The sequence below is a fragment of the Flavobacterium aquidurense genome, from assembly GCF_002217195.1.
Classification (GTDB): domain Bacteria; phylum Bacteroidota; class Bacteroidia; order Flavobacteriales; family Flavobacteriaceae; genus Flavobacterium; species Flavobacterium frigidimaris.
In genome coordinates this window covers 198223-224123 of sequence record NZ_MUGR01000024.1, presented here as the reverse complement: position 1 = coordinate 224123, position 25901 = coordinate 198223, and the positions used below count along the sequence as shown (strand labels likewise).

The following is a 25901-nucleotide window of genomic DNA, read 5'->3' as shown; positions in this document are numbered from 1 at the left end:
TCGTTTAAGATGATGAAGTACGCTACTCAAAAATGTTTCAGTCCTGTAAGTGCTTCTTTATTGCTAAATACGCGTTTACACTTTTTTTTATTTTTTATTTTGCCATTAGTAGCCTGTCCTTTAAGGGGACAGGTGGTGCAAAAAAAAGATCTTACTGCAGCAGACTATCAATTATGGGGTGCCCTGAGTCTGGAAAAAATATCTCCTGACCAGAAGTGGGCCAGTTATACCATGACTTACCAGAATAATATTGATACACTATTTGTTCGTAATACAGTAAGCCTTAAGACATTTTCGTTTGTGACAGTTCAGCATTCTTTATTCACTAAAAACAACACTTTTGTATGTAAGAATGAAGAGGGATTACAAATTACAGAACTACACACAGGGAAAAAACAGTATATAAAATCAGCTCATGAGTTTGATTATTCATCCCTTGCAGATCTTATCATCGTAACAATCAACCTTCCACAGGATAAAAAGAAACTCATCCTTCAAACTCCAGATGGCAAAGTCGTTAGGGAAATAGCTGACATTACCAGTTTTTCTTTAAGTCCTGACAAGCAGCATCTGGTTTATGGAAGAGCATTGAACGATAAACATTCCGTTATCCTGCTGGATCTAAAAAAAACGGAGCAGGAAAAGTTGATTCTGAACAATCACGAAGATAAAAGTTTTGGCTTTACATGGCATAAAGATGGAAGTGCTGTTGCTTTTGCAACACAATCAAATTTAATAACTGAGACCTTCTTGTTTTATTATATACTCGAAAATGAAAAATTATATAAGCTCGATCCGGTGCTACAATTAAACTTACCGAAGAATACCTTTATACCTGCAGACTTTACATTTAAACTGACCGTTTCTGATGATATGCAGAAAGTGTTTTTTACCACAAAAATAAATAGTCCATTATTGGAGGAAAAAAACACTCCAGATGTTGAAATATGGAACGCAAATGACAAATCGTTGTATGCCGAAAGGGAAAAGGGAGGTTCACTCTCAACAGTTCCAAGGGTTGCACTTTGGTTTCCTTTTTCTAATATTGCCAATCAATTAACAACAAATGACCTGCCTAAGCTGATGCTTTCCGGTGATCAACAATATGCCTTATTATTTAATCCAAAGGATTATGAACCTCAGTTTATAATAAAACCCGGTCCAAGTGATATTTATATTCTGAATCTGAAAACACTTGAAAAAAAGCTGTTTTTGAAAAAACATTCTGCTCATTTTTTAGAACTAATACCATCGCCTAAAGGAAACTATTTTTCTTATTTTAAAGACGGCAACTGGTGGGTATATAATATTGCAGCTGATACACATCAAAATATTACAGCGGGAATAAAATCTAAATTTACAGCAGAAGATTTACAGTATTCCATCTCCGCCAAAAACTCAAATGCAGGCTGGAGTATGGATGATAAAGAAATTCTGCTATATGACGAGTTCGACCTGTGGGCTATTAAACCCAATGGAACTTCTTTCAGGAGGTTAACACAGGGACGCGAATTAAAAATAAGATACAGACTGGTTAGCAGCCCCGACAGGCAACCTTATCTTTTTGTTTATGATGCGCTAAAAGTAGACAACATTGATATCGAAAAAGAATTGTTTCTTCACGGTCAGGGAGACGATGGAAAAACGGGTTATTTTAAGTGGAATAAGAAGTCACGTGAAAAGTCAATTATCTATGATGATCGACATATTGACCAATTAACCTATAATTCTAACAAACAAAATTTGTTTTACAGGGAACAAAAATTTGACCTTTCTCCACAGCTGATAATTAAAAAGAAAAATTTGAATCCAGTCTCTTTTTTTCAAAGTAATCCACAGCAAAAAAGATATTATTGGGGAACATCAGAACTCATCGAATATGAAAATTCTAAAGGCGTAAAAATGAAAGGGGTACTACGTTACCCTGCGCATTATGATCCCAAAAAAAAATATCCGATGATAGTGCATGTATACCAGAGGCAATATGATCAGCATCATAAATATATAAATCCTACATCACAGATGGAGGATGAAGATAATGATACTGTATGGACCACTCAAGGCTACTTTGTTCTTCTTCCGGATATCATTGTGGAGTATGATACTCTGGGTTATTCAGCCTTGGATTGCGTTTTGGCAGCAGTCAAAAAAGTCCTCGCTAAAGAAATTATAAAACCAGATAAAATCGGACTTATGGGACATTCTTTCGGAGCGTATGAGACTTCGTTTATAATTACGCAAACAAATCTTTTTGCCTCAGCTATTGCAAGTGCCGGTAGTACCGATCTAAATAGTTTTTATTTTACCCTTGCCAAAAACTTCTCTTATCCTAATATGTATCGCTTTGCCAGTGGACAATGGAAAATAAGTCAGAGTCCGTTTGAAGACCCTGAAACCTATCGGCGTAATTCCCCAATTACGTATGCCAATAAAGTGAATACACCACTCTTATTATGGTCGGGAAAAGAAGATTATAATGTTGATCCTCATCAGACTATGGAATTTTATTTTGCACTTCGTTCTTTGGGTAAAAAATGCATCATGCTCTTATATCCGGACGAAGGACATGGCATTTCAAAACCAGCCAATCAAAAAGATATGACCAGTCGGATTCAACAGTGGTTTGCCTACTATCTCAAAGATGATTTGTCGGCAGAATGGATAACCGAAGGCGTGAAATAAATTTTAAAATAAACTAAAAAAAGCAATGCAGTTCCGCTTTGGAACTGCATTGCCGTTTATCGAAACCTCAAACCGTTAGTTTGCTGGTCGAAACAATACTTCATTACAGTTCCCTTGGGCATTTTTACCAAATGCCTGCGGTCCTGTTGCCCCATTAAGACGACAGGTTTGTGATCCACTGGTATCACAATTTACCGGAATGTTACAAGCGCCTTGAGCATTGAGAGTATATCCAATTTTTGGTGCAAGGTTTTTTTCAGTACTTTGCATGGACATAGTGGCAAATGCTCCGGTAATTCCCAGCGCAATAACTGCTGCCGGCATTACATTTTTAAAAAAAGTTTTCATAATAATAAATATTAAATTAAAAACACGATCTACTTTTTTCTACAGGTGTTCGATCTGGCTTCCTGACATCGGCCAATGTATTTTGATGCTGCTTTTTCATTCCAGCATTTTTATTTCTTTTTTTAGTATATCTCTAAGTTTATAAACAGACAGCTCATCACTCATCAAAGCATACAAATGAGTATCAGTAACGATAAAGGATTGCAGTTTTTTATCCTCAACATTGTAGATTGCAAAACTCAGTAAATAAGCTTTTTTCTTTAGGTCATATACATCAATTATCGCAGCCTGTTTCCATAATTTCAGATCTTCAAAACGTCCTTGAATTTTGGAGTTTATAAAAAGTAGATTTGAATTTACAGCAAGATTTGCATTTACGGTCATCGGCGGTGTTGCCATTCTTCTCTCTGTATTATTTTTGAGATACGCTACCTTAATCTGAGCATGTGATATTGTATCTATAGTATGACCCCGGTATAATAGCTTTAAATTTTCATCTGCAACAATAAATTCATTTCTGTAATAATAGAGATAAATCATTCGTTTCATTTTCTCATTGTAGACAAGCATACCATCAGTATCGAATACACCGTCGATTTGTGTCTGCAAAAGTGTATCGTTATAGCTAATTTTTGGTGACCTTTCGGCTTTAAAAATACTTAAAATATGAGCAGCATTCTTGCCATTATTAGACCTGAATAGTACAGAAGTACTATCCACAGGCTCAGCTATTGTAAAATAATGAAGGCCTTTTATTTCGCCGATCACTTTCCAATTATTGGTCCTTCCCCAAAAAATGCAGGGAACGGTTCCATCCATCAAATAAAAGTAAGATCCTCTAACTAAAATTTTAATCCTTTTAAATGCTATATCTTTTGGGCTAAAAGAGATTTTAAATGTCTTTTTCACCTGTAAGGCAGAATCAAATGCAATAATATGCAGTGGATCTGTGTAGTTCCCAAGATATACCTGATTATCTCTGCTTCCGGCAAAATAATAGGAATTGAATTTCAGATTTACTGTTTTTTGCAGCATGATAGGATGCTGTGGATACCTTCTGATAAATGGATTTTCATGTTGCATAATTTGTTCCGATGATAAAAACAAAACAACAACTGTTATGATGCTCAGTGCAACTGAAACTATAGTTGTTTTTATCCCCACAGCCGGTTTTGTAAAGGATTCATTTTCTATACGTATATGATGTTCCAACAGAAGAGCCAACAATCCTAACAGCACAAAAACAATATTGAAAATCAGATGTACATCCCAGTTCATTTTCTCCAATATACCACCACAAGAACAAGGGACAAAAGAACTGTAATGCAGTACAATAAAAATATATGCTGTAAACATGGTCATCATACTTACTGAAGCAAGTAGTCCCCAGTTTCTAAATCTTTTAACAACCAGTAGCACAACAATCAATAATTCACTCAGTGGTACTATCCATGAAATCCAGGACGCAAAAGCGCTTAAAAGAGGAGATTGTCCAAGTTGCACTTGGAAGTTCTCATAGTCGAGTAATTTGCTAACTGCTGCATACACATATAGAAGTATATACAGTAGACATATTGCGTCCAAAATTACACTCTTAATTTTTACATTCAGTTTCATATTTTCTATAGATTTAAGCTGATACCATTAGTGAATACTAAATCGGTATCATTAATATGGAAATTTTTATTCTAGTTTTAAATTTTGCTGTAATTCACTAATAAATTTTAACAGCATAATTTAAATCCCCTTAAATCCTAAAAAATGAAAAGCATTTTAACTGTGATTCAATTGTTTGGAGTTGGGGCGAAAACAAAATTACAACAGCTTGTTTTATAGTACGTTATCAAAATCCGACATCAATTTGTCAAAATCCGATATTTTAGTTAAAGTTTTAAAAAAAACAATGATAAAATAAATTGGATAATAAAAAAAAGGTTCAAATAAACACTAATTGTTTATTTGAACCTCTTATATTTTCTTGTTTTTTTTTAATCTTTTATGACTTACCTGTCTCATCTAATGTGTTGAGCTTTTCACTAAGTTCTATAAGCCCTGCTTTTAAAAGACATTCCTCTCCAAACAGTTTTAAATCCTGTAGATTTTCTTCTGAAACACTTGTTAAGAGTATAGATGGTTTATCATCTCCTTTAGCTGCTAAACCACGTTGAATAACATGGTTTAATAACAATACATTTTTTCGTGAAATTTTAAAATCAATCTTCACTACATCATTCATGCTAGGGATACTAAGCACAGTATCAAAAACCTTCGCCACATCATTTGTTGTCATAATCTTCACATTTTTAATTAATAATTTATTTATACAAAGGTATAAAGCTAGTCCTAAAATGTCATGGACATAATATGTCCATCATAGGTAAAATCCATTTCGCTTACTTAATTTTGTATCTGAAATAACAGGAAAGGTTAAAAGGAACAATCAAAAACCTTCCTTAAAACAGTCAGGATTTTGTTGTTTTAAAATTGGTTTATTGGTTTGAAAGAGCACGTTTTTAAATCTAAAATTGAGAGGATAAATTGCCATTACAGCTAGCCCGTTACAGTAGTTTCAAATTATATGCAGTGTGCACTTTCTTTGAGTTCTAAAAATGAAATAGATTTTATAAAAAAACTAAAATTTTAATGACTGTCTAAATAGTGTATTGAGTTCCAGAAGCAATACAGTTAACAATTCAAATTGTCCAAAAGAAGTAATAATTGGATATTTTGAATTTTAAAAATCTTAGGAATGCTAGAATGTCTAAAGAATGTTTAAAGTATCAGGAAGATTGCCACGTTCCTGCAATCGGCCAGATGTCCGGTTGTTAAACAACCGATCTGGCTGCTCTACACTCGGAACTCGTGAGCAGTGAGGCTAAAAGGAAAAAAAAGAGTTTGATAATAATGAAAAAGAGAGATGATGGAAAAAGAAAATTCAAACAGAACACGCATAGTCGGGTTACGGTTTACACCCGAAGAGTATGTAAAAATTGAGCGCAAATGGAAAGCCAGTACTTCCCGAAAGCTAAGTGACTACATTCGCAGACACTTATTTGACAAACCTGTTACAACTAAATTTCGTAATGAATCCCTTGACGAATTTATGCTGGAAATTATACGGCTTCGAGGGGAATTAGGTGCTATTGGAAACAACTTTAACCAGGCAGTTAAAAAACTGCATACACTGAATCAGATTCCGGAATTTAAAGTATGGATTATTAGCGCTGAATTGGATAAAAAAAACCTCTTGGAGAAGGTTGAAGAAATCAAGAAATACATCCAGCAAATTTCAGTAAGATGGTTGCGATCATAAAAACGGGGCATTCGATACACAGTATTTTTAACTACAACGAAAACAAAGTAAAACAAGGAGTAGCAGAATGTATCGGCGAAGGAAATTATCCTATGGATGTGGATAAAATGAGTGATACTATGAAACTAAATCGGTTTCTAAAACAAGTGGCTTTGAATGACAATGTAAAGCGAAACAGCGTACATATATCGCTAAACTTTGATCCCTCAGAAAACTATTCAAAAGATAAACTGATGAGCATTGCTAATTCATATATGGAAAAAATTGGTTTTGGAGAACAGCCCTATTTGGTATACCAGCATCACGATTCCGGACATCCGCACATTCACATAACCTCCATAAAAGTAAAAGCAGACGGAAGTAGAATTGACATGCATAATATTGGTCGAAATCAATCTGAAACGGCAAGAAAAGAAATCGAAAAATCCTTTAGACTTGTCGTAGCTGAGGGACGTAGAAAAGATCAGAATAAGGAACTTCAACCTATTTCAAATGGTAAAGTTAAATACGGTAGAATCCAATCCAAAAAAGCAATTTCAAATGTATTGTCTCAGGTACTTACGTCTTATAGATATGCAAGTCTGGCAGAACTCAATGCAGTACTCAAACAATATAATGTTTTGGCGGACCGAGGCAATGAAAATTCAAGAATATTCAAAGCTAAAGGATTAGTGTATAGAATACTGGATGATGAAGGTAAATCTATTGGAGTACCTATAAAGGCCAGTGACTTTTACTATAAACCAACCCTGAAGTTTTTAGAACAAAAATTCACATCCAATACGGCTAATCAAATGTCAGACATAAGAAGGGTAAAAAACGCTATCGATATGGCATTTTTCAAATCGCAAATATCGCTCACAGAACTAGTTCAACTACTGCAAAAAGAGGGAATCAATACTGTTTTTAGAAAAAACGCAGAAGGCTTACTTTATGGAATCACCTACGTTGACCACACCACAAAATGTGTTTTTAACGGCAGTACACTCGGTAAACAATACAGTGCTAAAGCGATACAGGAACGCTGTACATCCATTAATCCAGCCGATCAAAAAATGACAAATTTGGTTAGTGAAAAATTACAAGATATCATATTTGAAGCACCAAAGTCGGAAATAGTTGCAACGCTGTTTGGTGATGATTTTAGGGATAACAAATATGTAGGATCCAGCACTATAATGGGGCAATTAGCAGAGATGCTCATTCAATCAGAACAAACGGCTAATTATCTTCCGTATGAGCTGAGAAATAAAAAGAAAAAACGAAAAGGACAGTCTAATAATCGATAAAACTTGACATCATGGCTATGCAGACAGGAGAAAACGAACAGGCGCTTAGGAAGATCTTGGATATGACAAGACTCATCAGTATTATTATATTAGTAATCCATTTTTATTATTACTGCTACGCTGCCTTTCAGCAGTGGCAGCTGGTCAGTGGGTTTAGTGATAAAATTATGGGTAATATTTACCATACCGGATTATTCAGTAATTTTCATAAATCTAAACTCTTTGCACTTGGATTTTTGATTATTTCCTTAATTGGTGCCAAAGGTCGTAAAGACGAAAAGCTGAATTACAAAACAGCTTTGGCTTACATCATTACGGGTATTCTTACTTACTTTATAAGTGGTCTTTCGCTTTACCTGAAAATTGAACTCATTCTGGCAGCAATTGCCTATATGACTATAACTTCCAGTGGCTTTCTTCTAATGCTTTCCGGCGGTACACTATTGTCACGTATTATAAAAAATAGGCTCAACAATAAAGATGTTTTTAATAAAGAAAATGAAACTTTTCCTCAGGAAGAAAGGCTCTTGGAAAATGAATATTCTATTAATCTGCCAGCTCGATATCACTTAAAGGATAAGATAAGGGACAGTTGGATAAACATTATCAATCCTTTTCGGGGACTCTTGGTTTCTGGTACGCCCGGATCCGGGAAATCTTATTTCGTCATACGCCATGTCATTACCCAGCACATACGTAAACAATTCACCATGTTTGTCTATGATTTCAAGTTTGATGACCTGACCAGAATTGTCTATAATACCTGGCTTAAATACAAACATCACTATCCGAAATTACCTCAGTTTTATGTCATCAATTTTGACGATTTGACCCGGACCAATCGGTGTAATCCTTTAGAACCGTCTGGCATGAGTGACATCACGGATGCTTCAGAATCTGCGCGTACTATTTTGCTGGGACTCAACAGGGAATGGATCAAAAGACAGGGTGATTTTTTTGTAGAATCACCGATTAATTTTCTTTCCGCCATAATATGGTATTTACGAAAATACAAAGACGGCGAATTCTGTACGCTTCCCCATGTAATTGAACTCATGCAGGAAGATTACGACAGTCTCTTTACCCTGCTCAGAACCGAAAAAGAAATAGAAGTACTTATTAATCCCTTTGTGAATGCCTACCTAAATAATGTTATGGACCAATTAGAGGGGCAAATTGCTTCTGCAAAAATTGCCATGGCACGGCTTTCCTCTCCACAATTGTATTATGTTTTATCGGGTAGTGACTTCACACTAGACATCAATAATCCGGACGATCCCAAGATCGTCTGCATGGGAAATAATCCGCAGAAAATCCAAATATATGGAGCTGTATTATCACTGTATGTTAACCGATTGGTAAAGCAAGTGAATCAAAAAAAGAAACAAAAAAGCAGTCTGATATTTGATGAATTTCCAACTATTTATCTAAACAATATGGACAGTTTGATTGCCACAGCTAGGAGCAATAAAGTAGCAACTTGTTTGGGTATTCAGGATTTTAGCCAGCTGCGTAAAGACTATGGACGAGAACAGGCAGACGTGATTATGAATATTGTTGGAAACGTAGTAAGCGGACAAGTTACAGGTGATACTGCCAAACAATTGTCAGAGCGTTTTGGAAAAATTATGCAGGACAGGGAAAGCCTTTCAATTAATAGCGGAGATACTTCTATAAGCCGGTCCAAACAATTGGAATCGGCAGTGCCTCCATCCAAAATTTCCGGACTTAGTTCTGGTGAATTCGTGGGTATGGTAGCGGATGATCCTGATTGTAAAATTGAACTCAAAACATTTCATTCTGAAATAGTAAATGACCATGAAGCATTGAAAAAAGAACAGGATGATTACGTCGATATTCCTGTCATTCGAAAAGTCGATAATTCGATGGTACAGCGCAATTATCTGCAGATAAAAAAGGACATAAAGGATATTATTTATGCTGAAAAAGAAAGACTATTAAATGATATTGAATTGAGCCATTTAGTAATTAAGAAGTAAATAATAAATTAAATATAGAAACGATGATACAAGAGCAGTTTACTGATATAATCCAATTAATAAAACATTCCAGATCAAAAGCAATTACAGCAGTTAATACTGAAATGATAAATCTGTACTGGAATATTGGACAGTACATTTACAATCGCCTAGAAACAGCAGAATGGGGAAAATCAGTAGTAAAAGAACTAGCTGATTTTTTGCTAAGAATGGAGCCTGACTTAAAGGGATTTTCGGATGCAAATCTTTGGCGTATGAGGCAGTTTTATGAAATCTACAAAGATACACCAAAACTCGCACCACTGGTGCGAGAAATAAACTGGTCCAATAATCTGATTATCTTTTCTAGATGTAAAACAGTAGAAGAACGAGAGTTTTATCTAAGCTTTTCAAAAAGAGAAAACTATAGTAAACGAGAACTAGAGCGTCAGATTTCATCCAGTCTTTTTGAAAGAACTATGATTGGAAATTCAAAACTCGCACCAGTGGTGCGAGAAATACATTCTGAAATTAATAATACCTTCAAAGACAGTTATATTTTTGATTTTTTAAATCTTTCTGAATCCTACAGTGAAAATGAATTGCAGCAGGGATTGATTAAGCAAATGAAGAATTTTATTTTGGAATTAGGGAAAGATTTTATCTTTATTGATCAGGAATATAAATTGCAGGTTGGAAATAGCGATTTTTATATTGACCTTTTATTTTACCATAGAGGATTACAGTGTCTAGTTGCTTTTGAATTAAAAGCAGATAAATTTAAACCGGAACATTTAGGCCAGTTAAATTTTTATCTCGAAGCACTAGATCGTGATGTAAAAAAACCTAATGAAAATCCAAGTATTGGAATATTGTTATGCACTGATAAAGATAGCAAGGTAGTTGAGTATGCACTCAATAGAAGTCTTTCTTCTACCATGGTAGCTGAATATAAAATCCAGCTTCCGGACAAACTATTACTTCAGCAAAAAATGCAAGAATTATTAGTTTAATAGTAATAAACTTAATTTATTAAACCCATACTTAATTTTAGAAATACATCGTTCATTTTGTTAAACTTAGTTGTTAGACAAGATATCACATAATTTTAATCAATTAATTCAAAATATTTTTACCAACGAAAAAACGAATACGGTAACACATAATAACAACACAAACACCTGTCAATCAATTGTTTACATTATAGAAAGTGTTATTTTCATAAGTTTTATGCTATGGATGAATTCATCCATAGTAAATTTAGTAACTTGCAGTACTAATTTTTTTATTATGAATACTTTAAAATTTTCAGGTCATGACACCTTTCATTGTAGACAACAGTGGCTGTCAAAAGGCATAAAACTAATTGATAATGAAGGATATACAGTTTTAAACAGACCTGAAATTGCAATCTCACGATTAGGTGTTGGTAAAAATATGGTTCAATCAATTCAACATTGGCTTAAGGCATTTGGATTGATAAATGACAGGCATGAAATTTCAGAAATATCAAACAAGCTGTTTTTAAATAATGATGATGCATACGATCCTTATTTAGAAGATGAGGGTACATTATGGCTTTTGCAATATAAAATTTGTAAATCAAACTATGCGAGTATTTTCAACTTAGTTTTCTCCGAATATTTCAACGACAAAGTTACTTTAGATTTTTCTGAAAGGCAAATTATTCAATTCATCGAAAAGAAAATTCGAGATAATAACGAAAGAGAAGTAAGCACAAACACCTTAACATCTGATTTTAAAGTTTTTGTAAAATCTTATGCCACACCAAAAAAATCGTTAAAGACTATTGAAGATGATTTTAATTCGCCTTTACTAGAATTAAATTTGATATCCCAGCTAAATTCTAGAAACGGTAATGGTGAAATAGTATATAAAATAAACAAAGAGGTCAGAAACAATCTGCCAATTACCATTTTTGCGTATTGTCTTTTAGATTATCTTGATGATCGAAAAGATATTAGCTATGACGAGTTAAGAAATACAATCGGCTCTTATTTCTGCCTTTCAAATGATGGATTAGATAATTTGATAGAACAGCTTTGTTCAACATATCCAGAATTCGTATATAAAAATGATGCGGGAATAAGACAAATTCAAATAAAAGGCATAGCAAAAGATTATAAGACAAATTTATTAGAATCGTATTATGAAATACAATAATATATCTACTAACATATTAAGAGACGAGTCAAAAGACTTAAATTATATTGTTACCCCGAATGCGATTCAAATCTATGATCGTGTTCTTACTAGTGAAGGAAAAAGCAATAAATCATTTACCCTAATCGGAAATTATGGTACCGGTAAATCAACATTTCTTTGGGCATTAGAAAAAAACTTACTGCAAGAAAAAATCTATTTTAGAAATAATATAAATTCAAAAGTAAACTCATATGATTTTATAAAATTAGTTGGAGATAACTTTTCTTTAAGAGCTTCTTTATTAAAAACATTAAAACTAAAAGAAGGATCATCAGATGAAATAATCGAAGAACTAGAGAACAGAAGAATTAATTCTGCAAAAAAAAATAAGGGCTTAGTTTTGATTATCGATGAGTTTGGTAAATTCCTTGAATTTATTGGCAAAAATAATCATGTAAATGATCTCTATTTACTACAACAAATTTCAGAATGGGTGAATGATGATGAAAAAAATGTATTTTTTATCATCTCTTTGCATCAAAGTTTTATTTCCTATTCTGCTTCACTTGCCTTATCCGAAAAACAAGAATGGGAGAAAATTAAAGGGCGTTTTGTAGAATTATTTTTTAATGAACCCGTTGAACAACTTTTGTTTTTTGCATCAAATAAGCTACAAGGTTTTGAATTGCCTAAAAAAAATGAAGATAGTTTTAAACTATTAAACAAAGCAATTAAGAAAGCTAACCTTGTTAGTTTTAACGAAATAAGTTCAACCGAACTAGCGAAATCACTATATCCTCTAGATTGGCTATCTGCAAACATTTTGGTCAATTCCTTACAACGCTATGGGCAAAACGAAAGATCACTGTTTACATTTTTAAACGATACAAGCAAATATTCTATTAATTCATTTAAAGGAAAATTTTATTCCATCTCTAATGTTTTTGACTATTTAGTCAACACTTTGGGGGGTGAGATTTACAGTTCAAATAATCCTCACCGTTTACAATGGCAAACTTGTTTTAGAGCACTAGAGCGCGCTGAATTAATTCAGCACATAAACTACGATTTAACAGCTAAAATAATCAAAACTATTTGCTTAGCTAATATTTTCACTAAGGCTGGTAGCTTATTGGATAAAAATTTTATATCAAAGTATATTCATCATACAAGTGAACTTGATGAAACAGATATTGAAAAAGCTATAGAAAAACTGGATAAATCAGGGATTATTAGGTTTTATAATCATAGTAATAAACTAAATTTTTTAGAAGGTACAGATTTAGATATTGAACAAGAATTAGCTGATGCTTCAAAGGAAATAAACCATGATTTTTCGATCAATGATGCTATAACCGATTTGGTTAATTTTCCGGTAATCTTGGTTAAAAAGAACTCTTATGAAAAAGGTACCCCACGTTTTTTCGAATATCGAATCTTAACAAATTTAAATTCAATTACTAGAGCTGAAGGAGCTCTTGATGGCTATATTAATTTAATTTTTGATGTAAATCTCAAGGAAAAAGAAATTAAAGTTTCATCAATCAATTCTGGTAGTAATCTTTTTGTTGTATATAAAAATTCTAAACAAATACACAATGAAATTTTTACAATAAACAAATTAATTTTTTTAATTTCAAAACATAGAGAAGATATCAATGCTGGCAAATTATTAGCAAAAGAATTAGAATTTCATAAACAACAATTAGAAAAATTAGTATTAGATAATTTATTCATTTCTAATGATCAAAACATTTGGTTTTATGATGGTAGAATTGAAGATATAAGATCAAAAAAGGCTCTAAATGAAACATTATCTAGAATATGTGACTTAGAGTTTGATAGAGCACCATATTACAAAAATGAACTAGTAAATAAAGAATTCTTAAGTCTTCAGATAAGTACTGCAAGAAAATCTTTTATTCGAAATCTTTTAAATAAGGAAAGTGAAGAGAATCTTGGTTTTCCAAATGATAAATTCCCTCCTGAAAAATCTATATATATTACTTTAGTAAAAGATACAGGAATGCATTCATTTAATCAGGAATTAAATTACTTTGTTTTTTCCCCACCTACTGATAATACTTTTATCCCTTTGTGGGAAGAATGTAATTCATTTATTAAATCTGCTAATTCGTCGAAAAGAAACTTAGGAGAGTTGTATGAAATCTTGAGTAAAACTCCTTTTAAATTAAAAAAAGGATTTACAGAATTTTGGGTGCCATTATTCTTAATAGTTAATAAAGAAGAATTTGCGTTATTTCATGAAAGCAATGGATTTGTTCCTTACTTAACGGACGATGTTTTAGATTTAGTCCACAAATCTCCAGCTAATTATTCTATCAAAAGTTATGATGTTTCTGGATTAAAAGTAAATCTTTTAGAAAGCTATAAAGAACTAGTGCAAGTGGGAGATATTGAATTAGGTACAAAAAGTACATTTCTATCAATTTTCGGAAATTTCCTTCGATTCTACAGAGGTTTAAATGAATACACGATAAATACGAGGAGACTTTCTCCAAAGGCCATAAATTTAAGGGAAGCTATTAAAAATGCAAAAGATCCTGAGGATGCTTTGTTTAATCATTTTCCTAATGCTTTAGGTTTTCATTCGATTTCTGTGAGTGATGACGAGGAAGTATTAAAGTCATTCACTTACCATATTCAAGATGCCATACGTGAAATACGTTCAGCTTATAATTCTTTATTAGACAGAATTGAAGAAAAAATAATTCAATCTTTCTATTGTGAAAGTGTAGATTTCGAAAATTACAAAACAGAAATTCAAAATAGATTAAACAATATTAATTTGAGTTTGCTAGGAACTGAACAGTCAATTTTTTACAAACGATTAATTTCACCACTAGATGATAGAGCTTCCTGGCTAAAATCAGTTGCAGATGCTGCATTAGGGAAATCAATTGATAGAATGATTGATGAGGAAGATGTTTTATTAGTTACAAATTTAGAACATTTTTTACTTGGATTAATTAAAGCATCTGAACTCCATGAATTTAAATCTAGTGAAAACAAAAAGATGGTTTCAATTCAAATGATCGGATCATCCGGAAGAATACTTGATGATAAAATTATATTTTCAAATGAATACAATAAAGAATTTGAAGCTGTAAGAGTCCAATTAAAAGAAAAATTAATTACATTAGACATTCATAAACGTAAGCAATTACTGATGGAACTATTATCTACTGAACTTAATCAAGATTTAGCATTATGAGTGAGATAAAACATGTATTAGGAATTTCAGGAGGAAAAGACAGTGCTGCTTTAGCTATTTACATGAGCCGAAAACATCCTGATGTAAATGTTGAATATTACACTTGTGACACTGGAAAAGAATTAAATGAAACATATGATTTAATAAATAAATTAAATTCAGTACTAGGCAAGAACATAAGGCTTTATAAATCTATTGATGAGCTAAACTCTCCTGAAAAAAATCCTTTTGATCATTTTTTAGCTATGTATGGCGGTTATTTACCATCTGCTACAGCACGCTGGTGTACTGGGAAAATGAAATTAGAACCTTTTGAAAATGAGATAGGCACAACGCCAACTATCTCCTATGTTGGCATTCGTGGTGATGAAAACAGAGAAGGTTATATTTCCAAAAAAGAGAATATTCAATCAATTTTTCCCTTTAGAAAAAATATTTGGAGCGAAGATGTAATTAAAAAATTTCTAGCTAATTCAAATATCGATTTTGTAAAAAGTAATTATGAATTATTAGCCCCAAAAGGAAAATTAGAAATGATTTTACAATATGTGGAGCAGCCTATTTCTATGCGTTTTACACAAAAACAAAAAGTAAATGCACTACTAGATACTGATGTAAAGCTTTTTAATAAAGTAGTTTATGAATTTTTAAAAACTACAGACTATCCTGTGGGAAAATTAGAGAGCTTCTCATTGATAGAAAATGATGAAGTGCTAGGTATAGATGATGTTTTTAAAATTTTAGATGATTCAGGAGTTGGAATACCCGCATATTATTTACCACTTGAATATGAGGTTGAAATAAATGGAGACTTGAAAAAAGGAACTTACTCAAGAAGTCGTTCCGGATGTTTCTTTTGTTTCTTTCAACAAAAAATAGAATGGGTCTGGTTGTTAGAACAACATCCAATACTTTATGATAAAGCTATTGAATATGAGAAAGAAGGTTACACCTGGACTATTGAACCCTTGCAAGAATTAAAAAAACCAGAACGTGTAAACGCGATAAAAAAAGAACACTATTTACGAATGCATAAAAACAAAACTAACGCAAAAACCACTACAAGCTGGCAAGACGAAATCTTGCAAGCTGAAGGTGAAGGTTGTGCAAGTTGTTTTATATAATTTATAAAATGGAAGAAAACGAACAGATAAACAATATATCTTTTTCAGTTGACGCTGGCTTAATAGATAGATTAGGAAAAGAGCTAGTCGGACGATCAGAAACAGCTGTTTCAGAATTAATTAAAAACTCATACGATGCTGATGCTACAAAGGTTGAAATAACTTTTGTTAATACTGAGAATATAGGAGGAACTCTAATCATTTCTGATAATGGTTTGGGAATGAATATTGACGAACTAAGAAAAGGTTTTATGACAATTTCGTCGACCGACAAAATACATAATCCTAATTCATTAAAATTTAAAAGAAATAAAGCAGGAAGAAAAGGCATCGGCCGCTTTGCGACGCAGGGTCTTGGCAATAAATTAATAATTATTAGTCAGACAAAACTTTCCGATGAAGCAATTAAAGTAACTTTTGACTGGGCATCTTATAAAAGTGACATTGAGCTTACATCCATAACTAATAAAATCGAATATATTTCGAAGGAGAAATTAGAAGGCACTATGCTCATAATTGAAGGTCTTAGAGAAATCTGGAGTGAAACAGCAATAAAAAGAATATACCGCTATGTTTCAGATCTATTCCAACCAGACTATTTATCAGAGAATAGTAAAATTTTAAACATCGCGAATCAATTAGATAATTCCTTCGATCTTGTTTTTTATCTCGAAAATTCAATTGCAAAGAAAGAAATTGCTAGTCCAAGCAAAATGCTTTTCGAAAAAAACTTAGCCACAATAGAGGGACATATTGACAGTGAAGGTGTTGGTTTTATGGCAGTGAAAAGCAATCGACTTGGATTGCATGATATCGAAATAAAAATAAATAAAAATAAAACTCAAGAGAATTTTAGTTTTATAAAAAATGTACATTTCAAAGTATATTATTTTATTTATAATAGAAGTGATTATTATACTAACATAACAAAATTAGAACTTTCAAACATCCAAAAACAAGCTAGAGAGAGTTCAGGTGTAAGATTGTATAGAAATGGTTTTAGAGTGCTTCCTTACGGTGAAGCTAAAGATGATTGGTTAGGATTGGACATAAGATATTCAGGGTCATCAGGTGTAACCAATATTCCTTTTGGCAATAATAATCTTTTTGGTTTTGTTGAAATCCTAGATAAGGAGGGAGAATTGTTCCAAGAAACTGCAAGCAGAGAAGGCTTGTTGAATAATTTTGCTTTCGACGAGTTAGTGACTTTTCTCTCAAAAGCTCTAGATAATGCACGATTAAGGATAGCGGAAAAAATTAGCCTCATTCGTACAGATCAAATGTTTCTTGATTCACGACAGCCTTCAGTTGATAAAGAAGATCATATTCATATTACTGTAGATCCAATAAATGCATTAAAAAATGAATTAGATGATTTAGAGATTTTGGCTTTCGAATTTGAAAAAGATAGTAAAACAAACGACTTTAAAGAAAAAATTAATTCCATAAAAAATAAATACTCGTTAGTGCTAGAAGAACTGAGTATGTTAAGAATTCTTGCTTCTTTAGGTTTGACAATTGGTGAATTTACACATGAAATAATACAATATACACCCTCTATAAATGGTTACATAAAAAAACTACTTGAAATCGAAAGTATAACACCTGATAATGCTGATTTGATAATTAGACTAAAAAAAACATTCGACAATTTCACTGCGTATACATCTTATTTCAATACAACAGTATCAGAAAACACAAGCAGGGAAATAAAACCAATCGATTTAAATGATGTAGTAAACGAATTTAAAAAAACTATTGCTTTTGAAACTGGCAATACTGGTTTTGAAGTATTCTCAGAAAGCTATGACTATGATTTAATTACTGTACCAATGCATGTTTCGGAATGGAATTCAATTCTTTTTAATCTATATTCGAACTCTAAGAAAGCTATTAAAAGAGAAAATGTCACAGGTAAAATAAAAATAATTATCGGAAAAGAAGACGAAAGGGTATATTTAGAATTTCATGACAATGGAGATGGAATTCCCGAAGAGAATAAAGAGAGAGTCTTCAATGCGTTTTTTACCTCCTTAAAACACATTGATAAAAACATTAATGATGACAGACTAACTGGGAACGGTCTGGGTTTAAAAATTGTTAAAGATATTGTAATGAACTATAATGGAAACATAAAGGTAATTGATCCAGAAGATAGTTATAATACTTGTTTAAGAATTGAAATTCCTATCGCAACAAAATATCAAAAAAATAATTTTGGCTATGAATAATTTTTTATATATCGACGATAATACACGAGATGAAGCAGATGGTCTGATTGTAGGCTTGTCTGACGAGAAGTTATCGATTGAGTTTAGAAATCCAACAGGAAATTGGGAAAATGAAAGGATAAAATTTTTATCCGAAGAATTCAGAAAATATGATGGACTTTTACTAGATCTAAATTTGGAGGAGAAGAAAAACCCTGAATCCGGAACTATCTCTTATTACAAAGGTTCAACTCTTGCACAAGAATTAAGGAATCTTTCAAAATCAAAAGAGATGAGCGAAATTCCAATCTTTCTTCTTTCAGCAAATAAAAATTTAGATAAATATTTTGATGAAACAAATAAAGATCTTTTCGACCTTATAATTAGCAAGGAGTCATTAAGCGGAAGTGACGCATTTAAAACTTACACGCGTAAATTAATTGCTATTGCTGAAGCATACAAATTTCTATCTGGATCTAAAGATGTAAACTCAATATTAAATTCAGAAACAGATAATGAAGATGTGAGATTTATTTCCGAAATGGAATATCAAGTAAGAACAAAGCCATTGCATTCCATATCAAATTTTTTCATTAAAGAAATATTACAAAAAAATGGGATTTTAATTTGCGAAAATCTACTTTTTTCTCGTTTAGGAATCGATCTTGACGCATCAGCAGAAGAACATGTTGCAACTTTGAAAGATAAAATATTGATTAAGATAAAATATGAAGGAATATTTTCAAGTGGTTGGGAAAGATGGTGGATGAGCAAATTGGAAAAATTATGGAATGAAATTTCTGAAAACAGAACACTAAGATCTTTAGATGCTCAAGAAAGGGTCGAAATATTAAATAAGAGATTTAATCTAGATTTAAAGGCGTCAAAAAAAGATGGAAAAGCAAAAAGTTCGAAATTTTGGACATTCTGCAAGGGAACTGGCACCTATATCGATAATATCGATGGATTGCTAGTGATTGGCCAGGAAAAAATTTATCCCTGGCAAGATAAAGAATACATATGTTTTGAAGAGGCTTTACAACCTACGAATAAGGAAATTTGGAAAGATATAATTGAAAGTGAAAAGATAAAACTCGAAATGCTAAAAAGAAAATTTCCAAATGAAAGACCTTCAAGATAGTAAGCAAATTTTAAGTAGTGACTTAAACAACTTAGCACAAATTTTACAAAGTGCTAACTTGATAAAAGATTGTAAGCCAATTTATGACGCCTCAATTCGAATTTATAATTCAGATGGACTCAATTGGGAGTACGAATGTATCAATTTAACATTTAATACAATAACTGAAAAATACTCAGGTAGTGTACCTACGAACATGGATTCATTTGAAATCATTCTGAATTTGGAAATATCCGGTAAGTATATAAATCACGAAGAGATAATCAATCCTTTGGATAAGCTAGTTTTTAACATAGATTTAGAAGGATTGGATGAGAATTGTGAAGATATATTTTCATCACTACACTTAGATAGGCACTGTTATGATACATCAGATAATTTCGTACATCCAAATTATCATTTTACATTTGGAGGGAATAATCTTGAGGCAAAGGGGGATGTTTTTAAAGGAATTCTAGTTTTGTCGACCCCTCGAATTCCGCATCCTCCCTTAGACTTTATTCTAGGTATTGATTTTATATTACAAAATTATTATAGCAGAGACAAAATTCAAAACATTTTGGATAATTCCGAATACCAAGAAATTATTGAAAGAGCTCAATATCGTTTGTGGAGACCTTACTATACATCAATTAATAACAAGTGGCGAGATAGTTATGCGAATTTTAATTGTCCTGTTGAGTTCACTTATAATAAAATAGTACCCTATATGAAATAACTCAATAAAAGTTTATTGTTATCCGATTTCCCCTAAATTTAAGAAATTTTGAAAAGTGATAAATATTAAAATGAAAGTGTTCTAGAAGAACTTACACTAGCTTCAACTAATTGTTCTGATATCAGGAATTAAAAGAAAATTTAAATGATTATTGTTTTTTTTAACAAGAGTAAATAATACTTATTTCACTATTCGGCTACTTAATTCCTCCATAAGATTTTCGTTATGAAATAATTCATCCAATATATTACTAATTACTAATTTTGTGATTTTTGATTTAAGTTCCTGTTTATTCCTATAGTCCTTTATTGGACTAATTACTTCAATTTCTATATACCCTGCATTTACCAAAGCCCGTAAGGGCAAACCAATATTATTATTTTTCGTTTCAAATTTAAATTGATGATTTATCCATACCTTTTTAAATTCTTCGATCAGACGTGAAATATCATAAATTTTCGACCTATTACTAACCTCGTGAAGATTTAAAAATGCAATTAACAGTATAACTTGATGAGGTGCTAGATTGCCTCTAGCCTTGTCTCTCTTTAGACCATCAATAAATTCTTTTGATTCCATAAATATTAAATGTGTGTTTAATCTTTTTTTCTATCAACAATTTCAAAGAAATAATCATCTGTATAGTTAAACTTGTGCTCAAAACCGGGTGTCTGTCTTAACTCTAAGACATGTTTCGCGCCACCCTCCGCGTATTCACTAATAATGGTAAGTATTTTACGAGCGTTTAAAATTTCGTCAACAGTTTCCGCCTCTATTTTACCAATTGCCATTAGCATTAATCCGTTCGCAATAGTTTCAGAACCATTTGAAATCATTTGAAATTCAAACGATGTTTGATTAGGAAGTGAAGCACCGACCTCTCTTTTATTATTGACAAATCCAATAATAGCTGACCAAGCATACACTTGCCAATATTTAGAGAAAAACTTATCATCTAACTTAGAAATACTTTCTTGCTTTCGACTAAAAAGATCTCTAACCTTTAATACATTATCTCCGTAATGAACCTTTCGTCTATTTAATTCTATAATTAATTTCTCTCTCATTTTATTACTTTATAATTTTTATAAAAGTCTTTTTATTTGCTCTAGAGTCAAGACCAGTATCATCGATAATTTGATTGATAAATTCATAATATTTCACAATTTTAGCCTCTTCAATTAATTTATCTCTTTCTGAATTATCTAGCAAAGCATAATCTTTTGACATTATAATCATTTGATCAAAGGAATTACCAATATTTAAAGTTAAGTTATAAGTATTAATATGATCTAAATCAGAAGTAGGTGCATCTGCAACAATTGGATAAGCTCTTTTCATTTTTCTTTCACTTAGCGAAAGAAAAGCATTTGCTACAGCAAGTTTTTGAGCCATTATTTCAGCAGTATTTAAATCTGATAATGTTTTTTTTGTTCCTTTATCAATGATTCTAATTCCATTAGATATTTCTATTTCACCCTGAGTCTTACCTCCAAGATACAAAGAGTATAATCTATTACTTTCGGATTGTATTTCTCTAATCAGCTTTTTATAGGCTATTGAACTTAATTGTACAATACTGATTTCAAACATTTTAATATAATCTTCAGCAATACTTTCGACCGAATTAGTATCAATATTAACCAAAGCCTTTTCTTTCTCAGTTAAATCCTTTTTTAGACTATCTTCCAAAATAGCTAAATCAGATATAACTGACCGTAAATTTTCAGATTTCCGATCTTTAGCATTCCTTAAAGTTTGTATTTTTGATAGTATTTGACTTGCAGTTGAAGCACCAACGGTAATGTCTAATTCCTTATCATGCCCAGACTCCGTGTAAACAGACGCAATTTTTTTAGTAAGTCTTGTTCTATTTTTAATCAACAAATCAATCGCTTTATTTTTTTCTTTAATTTCACTATTTATATCTGGTAATTCGCCAACTAGCCTCCTTCTGGCTCTATTTAGTTCTGTGTAGTTGTCTTGAAGTACTTTATGATTTGAATTATCCTGAAAATCATTTAACCTCTTTACCAAAGCTTCATATTCAGGTGTGTCATCTAAAACTGGCCGCTCACATATGTAACAAATTTTATCAGAAATCATTTTTTCAACGTATTCCGGACCAGGTAAAGAAATTGGAACAGGATTAGTGGTTTTTTGGAATTGCTTAATTTCTTCGTTAATGATATTAAGGTTCTTTTCAGAGGCCTTTATTAGGTCCTCACATCCATTTAACATCCATTTATTAATTAATGTCTCCTTTATGTAAGTGTTTGAATCTTCAATCCTAGATTTAGTTATGCTTAGTTCAGCTTCAAGCTTATTTAATTCATCCTTTATATCACGATATTTATCATACCCTTTAAGCTTAAATTCTTCTTCTGCGATATTATCTTGAAGTTCACTGATTTCATTTTTGAGTTTTGTTACATTCTCACTTTTGATTTCGATACTATTAGTTTTATAACTAATTTCATTAATAAGAGTCTGTTGACCTACAGTTAACTTTTTTTGCAACTCTAAATCTTTCAAAACTTTTTTTCCAATACTTTTTAAAGAAGCTTTCACAATTTTTTCCATATTATCATACATAGGAAAGTACGAAATCTCATTTATTGCATTCTTTAATGTAGTTGGATTACTAAAATCATAAAGTTCATCCATAGTTTCTCCTTGGTACCACATAAATTTTCTTATGCTTGTAGGGAATATTCTTTCTAAAAACCAACTTTGATTATATTGAGGAATAAATTCTGTTTCACCATCTTTAACGAAACTTACTGTTAGATCAGGTTTAGAAAATATTATTAAGGAGTCATTTATCTTTTGATACGTAACCTTCTTTGTAAAAACGTATTCTATCAATTCTCCCGTAGGTTCGTCATTCAAATGATATTCATTAGTTAAATAAACTTCGATAGAACATTCTATTTTATCATTTTCAATACTCTTTTCTTTAATAAAGTCAGGGCATATAATTTGACGTGATCCATCCTTCCATGCTTTTTTTGTGGAGTTATTATCTACATCAGCATAAATTTTGTCAAAAAAAGTCCAATAAAAAGCATTAAACAATTGAGATTTCCCCCCTGAATTAACTGCTGAAATAATATTGAGCCCCTTTGAGAATTCTAATATATTTTCACCTAAAAAACAATAAAAATTATTTATTATAACTTTATCAATTATCATATTAATGGTTTTTAGTTTTTAAAGTGTTTATAATGAAGGTCTCGAATTCAGCTCTTCCTTTTTCAATCGCCGAGGAGTCATCTGCTCCATACTTATTATCTAACAGTTTTTCAAAAGCATTAGAAATAACTAGATCATCTAACTTCTTTGCTATTATTATGTTTGTGATTTCTGGCGTTTTCAATATCTCACCAAATTCCTCTCTTAAATTATCATTTAAACTTTTCATATATCTTATAAATTATATTTCTCTTCTTCAATATTTGCTAGATCGTAAATATCAATATCTAAACTGTAGCATAAATCTTCTAGCTTTTTTAGACAATTTAATTTATTTTCAGCTAGAACAGCAAAATTAACTAATCTTTTTAGTTCGCTTATCAATATGTTTTTTTCAAGTTTAATTTGACTAGGATCTGTATCAGTTACATCAAGGACAGGCTTTACAATCATATCGTAAATATAAGCATACTGCTTTTCTCCATGATATCTTAATACCCTTCCCCTTCTTTGAATATATTGTCTGGGGTTACCAGTACTTGAGCAAAAAATAGCATATTGGGTTTGGGGGATATCTACCCCTTCATCTAAACATTTCATGGCTAATAAGGCATCTAGTTTCCCCTTACTGAATTGACTTAAAATTTCTTCTCTATGTTTAGTTTCGCCAGTAAATTTTTTTAATTTGAAATTATATTTCTCATATAACATATTTGTATATTGGTCAATTATGGAATCATCATCCTCATTATTGTGATCTAGATCAGTTTCACTATAATCATTTTCATAACCTTCTGGAACGTAAATAAAAGCATATCTAAAATTTTCCTTACCAATTTCATCTATTATATTGATTAGACAATTAGTTTTTTTACCAGCTTTGTGAATAATATTTTTTCTTTTTATAAGCAACATATTAACATAGGGATCATCCTTGTATTTACCTGTTTTTGGGTCTAAAAATCTAATAAGTTCTTTAGTTATATCACGGTAGGCATTTAGTTCTTCCGTTTCTAATTCAACTATTACCGGATAATAATAATATTTACAAAGCACTTTATCATCTATAGCTTTACGCATATTGTAATCAAATGTGTATTTTGGAGGAAAAGAATTAAAAAAATTACACAATTCTAATTCCCCTATTTCATCGTATTGTCTTTCCGGTGTCGCTGAGAGACCAATTCTTTTTTTAATACTATTAGGTAAAACTTTTAATAAGTTTGGGGACCCAAATGTATGTGCCTCATCTGCAATCAGCGTTATGTTTTTAAATTCATTCTTAAACAAATCGTTAAACAAATTTTGAAATCTTTTGCCTCTGAAGGTTGCGTAGGTTAACAAGATACAGAAATTACAATCGTTATCTAACCTAATATTTCTACCGTAACTTCTAATTGAATCTTCCCAATTATTATTCAAACTCGAACATATTGTAACCTCTTCAAAATTAAATTTAGTTGTAACTTCTTTTTCCCATTGAGTTACTAAAGATATTGTAGGAACTAAAACGATAAACTTATAAAAGTTATTTAATTTATAGTCTTCTAAAATACAATTAAGCGAAGTTATAGTCTTTCCTGTTCCTGTTGCCATTGCAAATAAACCTTTTCTATCATTTTCCACCCATTTCTGATAGGCTTCCATTTGGTAGGCTCTAGCACCTTCCAAATAGGGAAATTTAGGTGCCTTTTCAAAAATCTCGAACTCGTTCAGTTTTTCAATCGCAAGCTCAACTGATTTTTGAACTTTTGAGTTATTAAATAATATTTTTTTTTTATCCAGAAGTTCTTTTTCATGTACCAATAATTCCTGAATATCTTTATCTCCAAATTCATTTTTTATTGCTGCCACTATATCTTTGATATCCATGTAATCAATGTTTTCAGAATTTCCTTCAAATATTTTATCGAAGTCTTTGATTTGTTTTTCAACTGATCTTCTAGATTGATTTTCATCCCATGATAATCTACATTCTAGCTCTTCTAAATTTTCTACAAATCCATAATAAGTAAAATTGCAAGATGATTTGTAGCTGATTGCACTTACACCATCTTTAAATACTCCTGATTTATAGTGCGCGATCCCTTTTCCGTTTTTTGGCTTTATAATTTTAATTTCAATTCTATCGTTTGCTATTAGCCAAGCAAAACATTCAAAAAAGTGTTTACCATATTCATCGAGAGATTCCTTTAATTCTCTTATATTATGAAAATTGTACACTGTAGTGAAAGTATCTTTTTTTTGTCCTGCTTCAATAGCATTCTTATCATTTTCAGAAAGTACGTTATTAATTACGGCCCTCATTTTTCCTCCCGAATATATAAAACTAGCGAACCCTAGAGATAGTAAATTTATAGCTGCCGAACTAAAATATCCAAGTAATAAATCGAAAGAGTTACTGTTCATTAGGGCATCAAGATAAAACTGTAAAGGTTCATCTTCACTACCTGTTTTGTAGTCTCGATCCTCTGCCCAAAAAACATCTTTTAACATCCTAT

Annotated in this window: 19 protein-coding genes; 11 read left to right on the top strand and 8 right to left on the bottom strand. The window is 31.6% G+C overall.

Going from position 1 to position 25901, the window contains the following annotated elements:
- Positions 1-9: 9 nt before the first annotated feature.
- Positions 10-2682, top strand: coding sequence for a S9 family peptidase (locus tag B0A67_RS13355; protein ID WP_084074537.1), 2673 nt, complete (start codon positions 10-12; stop codon positions 2680-2682).
- A 75-nt stretch (positions 2683-2757) separates the two neighbouring features.
- On the opposite strand, the gene B0A67_RS13350 is transcribed toward B0A67_RS13355, so the two are convergent.
- From B0A67_RS13350 to B0A67_RS13340, 3 genes are all read right to left on the bottom strand, one after another.
- On the bottom strand, positions 2758-3030 hold the full coding sequence (locus B0A67_RS13350; protein WP_072959310.1) for a DUF6520 family protein: 273 nt from the start codon (positions 3028-3030) through the stop codon (positions 2758-2760).
- Between the two features lie 96 nt (positions 3031-3126).
- Positions 3127-4614 carry a MauE/DoxX family redox-associated membrane protein gene (locus tag B0A67_RS13345; RefSeq protein ID WP_207557338.1) on the bottom strand — a complete coding sequence of 496 codons (1488 nt, stop codon included), beginning with the start codon at positions 4612-4614 and terminating at the stop codon, positions 3127-3129.
- A gap of 412 nt (positions 4615-5026) precedes the next feature.
- Positions 5027-5320 carry a hypothetical protein gene (locus tag B0A67_RS13340; RefSeq protein WP_317044085.1) on the bottom strand — a complete coding sequence of 98 codons (294 nt, stop codon included), beginning with the start codon at positions 5318-5320 and terminating at the stop codon, positions 5027-5029.
- A gap of 630 nt (positions 5321-5950) precedes the next feature.
- Between B0A67_RS13340 and B0A67_RS13335 the strand changes: the two genes are divergently transcribed.
- The 10 genes from B0A67_RS13335 to B0A67_RS13290 all read left to right on the top strand — a co-directional run bounded on the left by B0A67_RS13335 (position 5951) and on the right by B0A67_RS13290 (position 20205).
- The gene (locus B0A67_RS13335) at positions 5951-6343 is read left to right on the top strand and encodes a plasmid mobilization protein (protein WP_072959381.1); all 393 of its coding nucleotides are present in this window, start codon (positions 5951-5953) and stop codon (positions 6341-6343) included.
- The gene (locus tag B0A67_RS13330) at positions 6328-7632 is read left to right on the top strand and encodes a relaxase/mobilization nuclease domain-containing protein (RefSeq protein WP_072959305.1); all 1305 of its coding nucleotides are present in this window, start codon (positions 6328-6330) and stop codon (positions 7630-7632) included. The genes B0A67_RS13335 and B0A67_RS13330 overlap by 16 nt, the downstream gene beginning before the upstream one ends.
- A 17-nt stretch (positions 7633-7649) precedes the next feature.
- Entirely contained in the window at positions 7650-9632 is a 1983-nt protein-coding gene (gene mobC / locus B0A67_RS13325; RefSeq protein WP_072959378.1) for a conjugal transfer protein MobC, read from the top strand.
- Positions 9633-9655: 23 nt separating this feature from the next.
- Positions 9656-10624: a PDDEXK nuclease domain-containing protein gene (locus tag B0A67_RS13320; RefSeq protein WP_242670961.1), complete on the top strand. Its 969-nt coding sequence runs from the start codon at positions 9656-9658 to the stop codon at positions 10622-10624.
- A 277-nt stretch (positions 10625-10901) separates the two neighbouring features.
- Complete coding sequence (locus B0A67_RS13315) at positions 10902-11795, top strand: DUF4007 family protein (RefSeq protein ID WP_072959302.1); 894 nt, start codon at positions 10902-10904, stop codon at positions 11793-11795.
- Positions 11782-15012 (top strand): ATP-binding protein, encoded by a 3231-nt coding sequence (locus tag B0A67_RS13310; protein WP_072959299.1) that lies wholly within the window; start codon positions 11782-11784, stop codon positions 15010-15012. The genes B0A67_RS13315 and B0A67_RS13310 overlap by 14 nt, the downstream gene beginning before the upstream one ends.
- Positions 15009-16136, top strand: a complete 1128-nt coding sequence (locus tag B0A67_RS13305; protein WP_072959295.1) for a phosphoadenosine phosphosulfate reductase family protein — start codon at positions 15009-15011, stop codon at positions 16134-16136. Before B0A67_RS13310 ends, B0A67_RS13305 begins: the two co-directional genes overlap by 4 nt.
- A gap of 8 nt (positions 16137-16144) precedes the next feature.
- On the top strand, positions 16145-18367 hold the full coding sequence (locus tag B0A67_RS13300) for a sensor histidine kinase (protein ID WP_207557337.1): 2223 nt from the start codon (positions 16145-16147) through the stop codon (positions 18365-18367).
- On the top strand, positions 18360-19487 hold the full coding sequence (locus B0A67_RS13295) for a hypothetical protein (RefSeq protein ID WP_123887398.1): 1128 nt from the start codon (positions 18360-18362) through the stop codon (positions 19485-19487). The genes B0A67_RS13300 and B0A67_RS13295 overlap by 8 nt, the downstream gene beginning before the upstream one ends.
- Positions 19468-20205: a hypothetical protein gene (locus B0A67_RS13290; RefSeq protein WP_072959286.1), complete on the top strand. Its 738-nt coding sequence runs from the start codon at positions 19468-19470 to the stop codon at positions 20203-20205. The genes B0A67_RS13295 and B0A67_RS13290 overlap by 20 nt, the downstream gene beginning before the upstream one ends.
- Before the next feature lie 180 nt (positions 20206-20385).
- On the opposite strand, the gene B0A67_RS13285 is transcribed toward B0A67_RS13290, so the two are convergent.
- Genes B0A67_RS13285 through B0A67_RS13265 form a run of 5 tightly spaced genes read right to left on the bottom strand, consistent with a single transcriptional unit; the run spans position 20386 to position 25896 of the window.
- Positions 20386-20784, bottom strand: coding sequence for a hypothetical protein (locus B0A67_RS13285; RefSeq protein WP_072959283.1), 399 nt, complete (start codon positions 20782-20784; stop codon positions 20386-20388).
- 17 nt (positions 20785-20801) lie between these two features.
- Entirely contained in the window at positions 20802-21272 is a 471-nt protein-coding gene (locus tag B0A67_RS13280; RefSeq protein ID WP_072959280.1) for a hypothetical protein, read from the bottom strand.
- Between the two features lie 4 nt (positions 21273-21276).
- Positions 21277-23400 (bottom strand): hypothetical protein, encoded by a 2124-nt coding sequence (locus tag B0A67_RS13275; protein WP_072959276.1) that lies wholly within the window; start codon positions 23398-23400, stop codon positions 21277-21279.
- 1 nt (position 23401) lies between these two features.
- Positions 23402-23629, bottom strand: a complete 228-nt coding sequence (locus tag B0A67_RS13270; RefSeq protein WP_072959272.1) for a hypothetical protein — start codon at positions 23627-23629, stop codon at positions 23402-23404.
- A gap of 5 nt (positions 23630-23634) precedes the next feature.
- Entirely contained in the window at positions 23635-25896 is a 2262-nt protein-coding gene (locus B0A67_RS13265) for a DEAD/DEAH box helicase family protein (RefSeq protein ID WP_072959270.1), read from the bottom strand.
- Between the last annotated feature and the right edge of the window lie 5 nt (positions 25897-25901).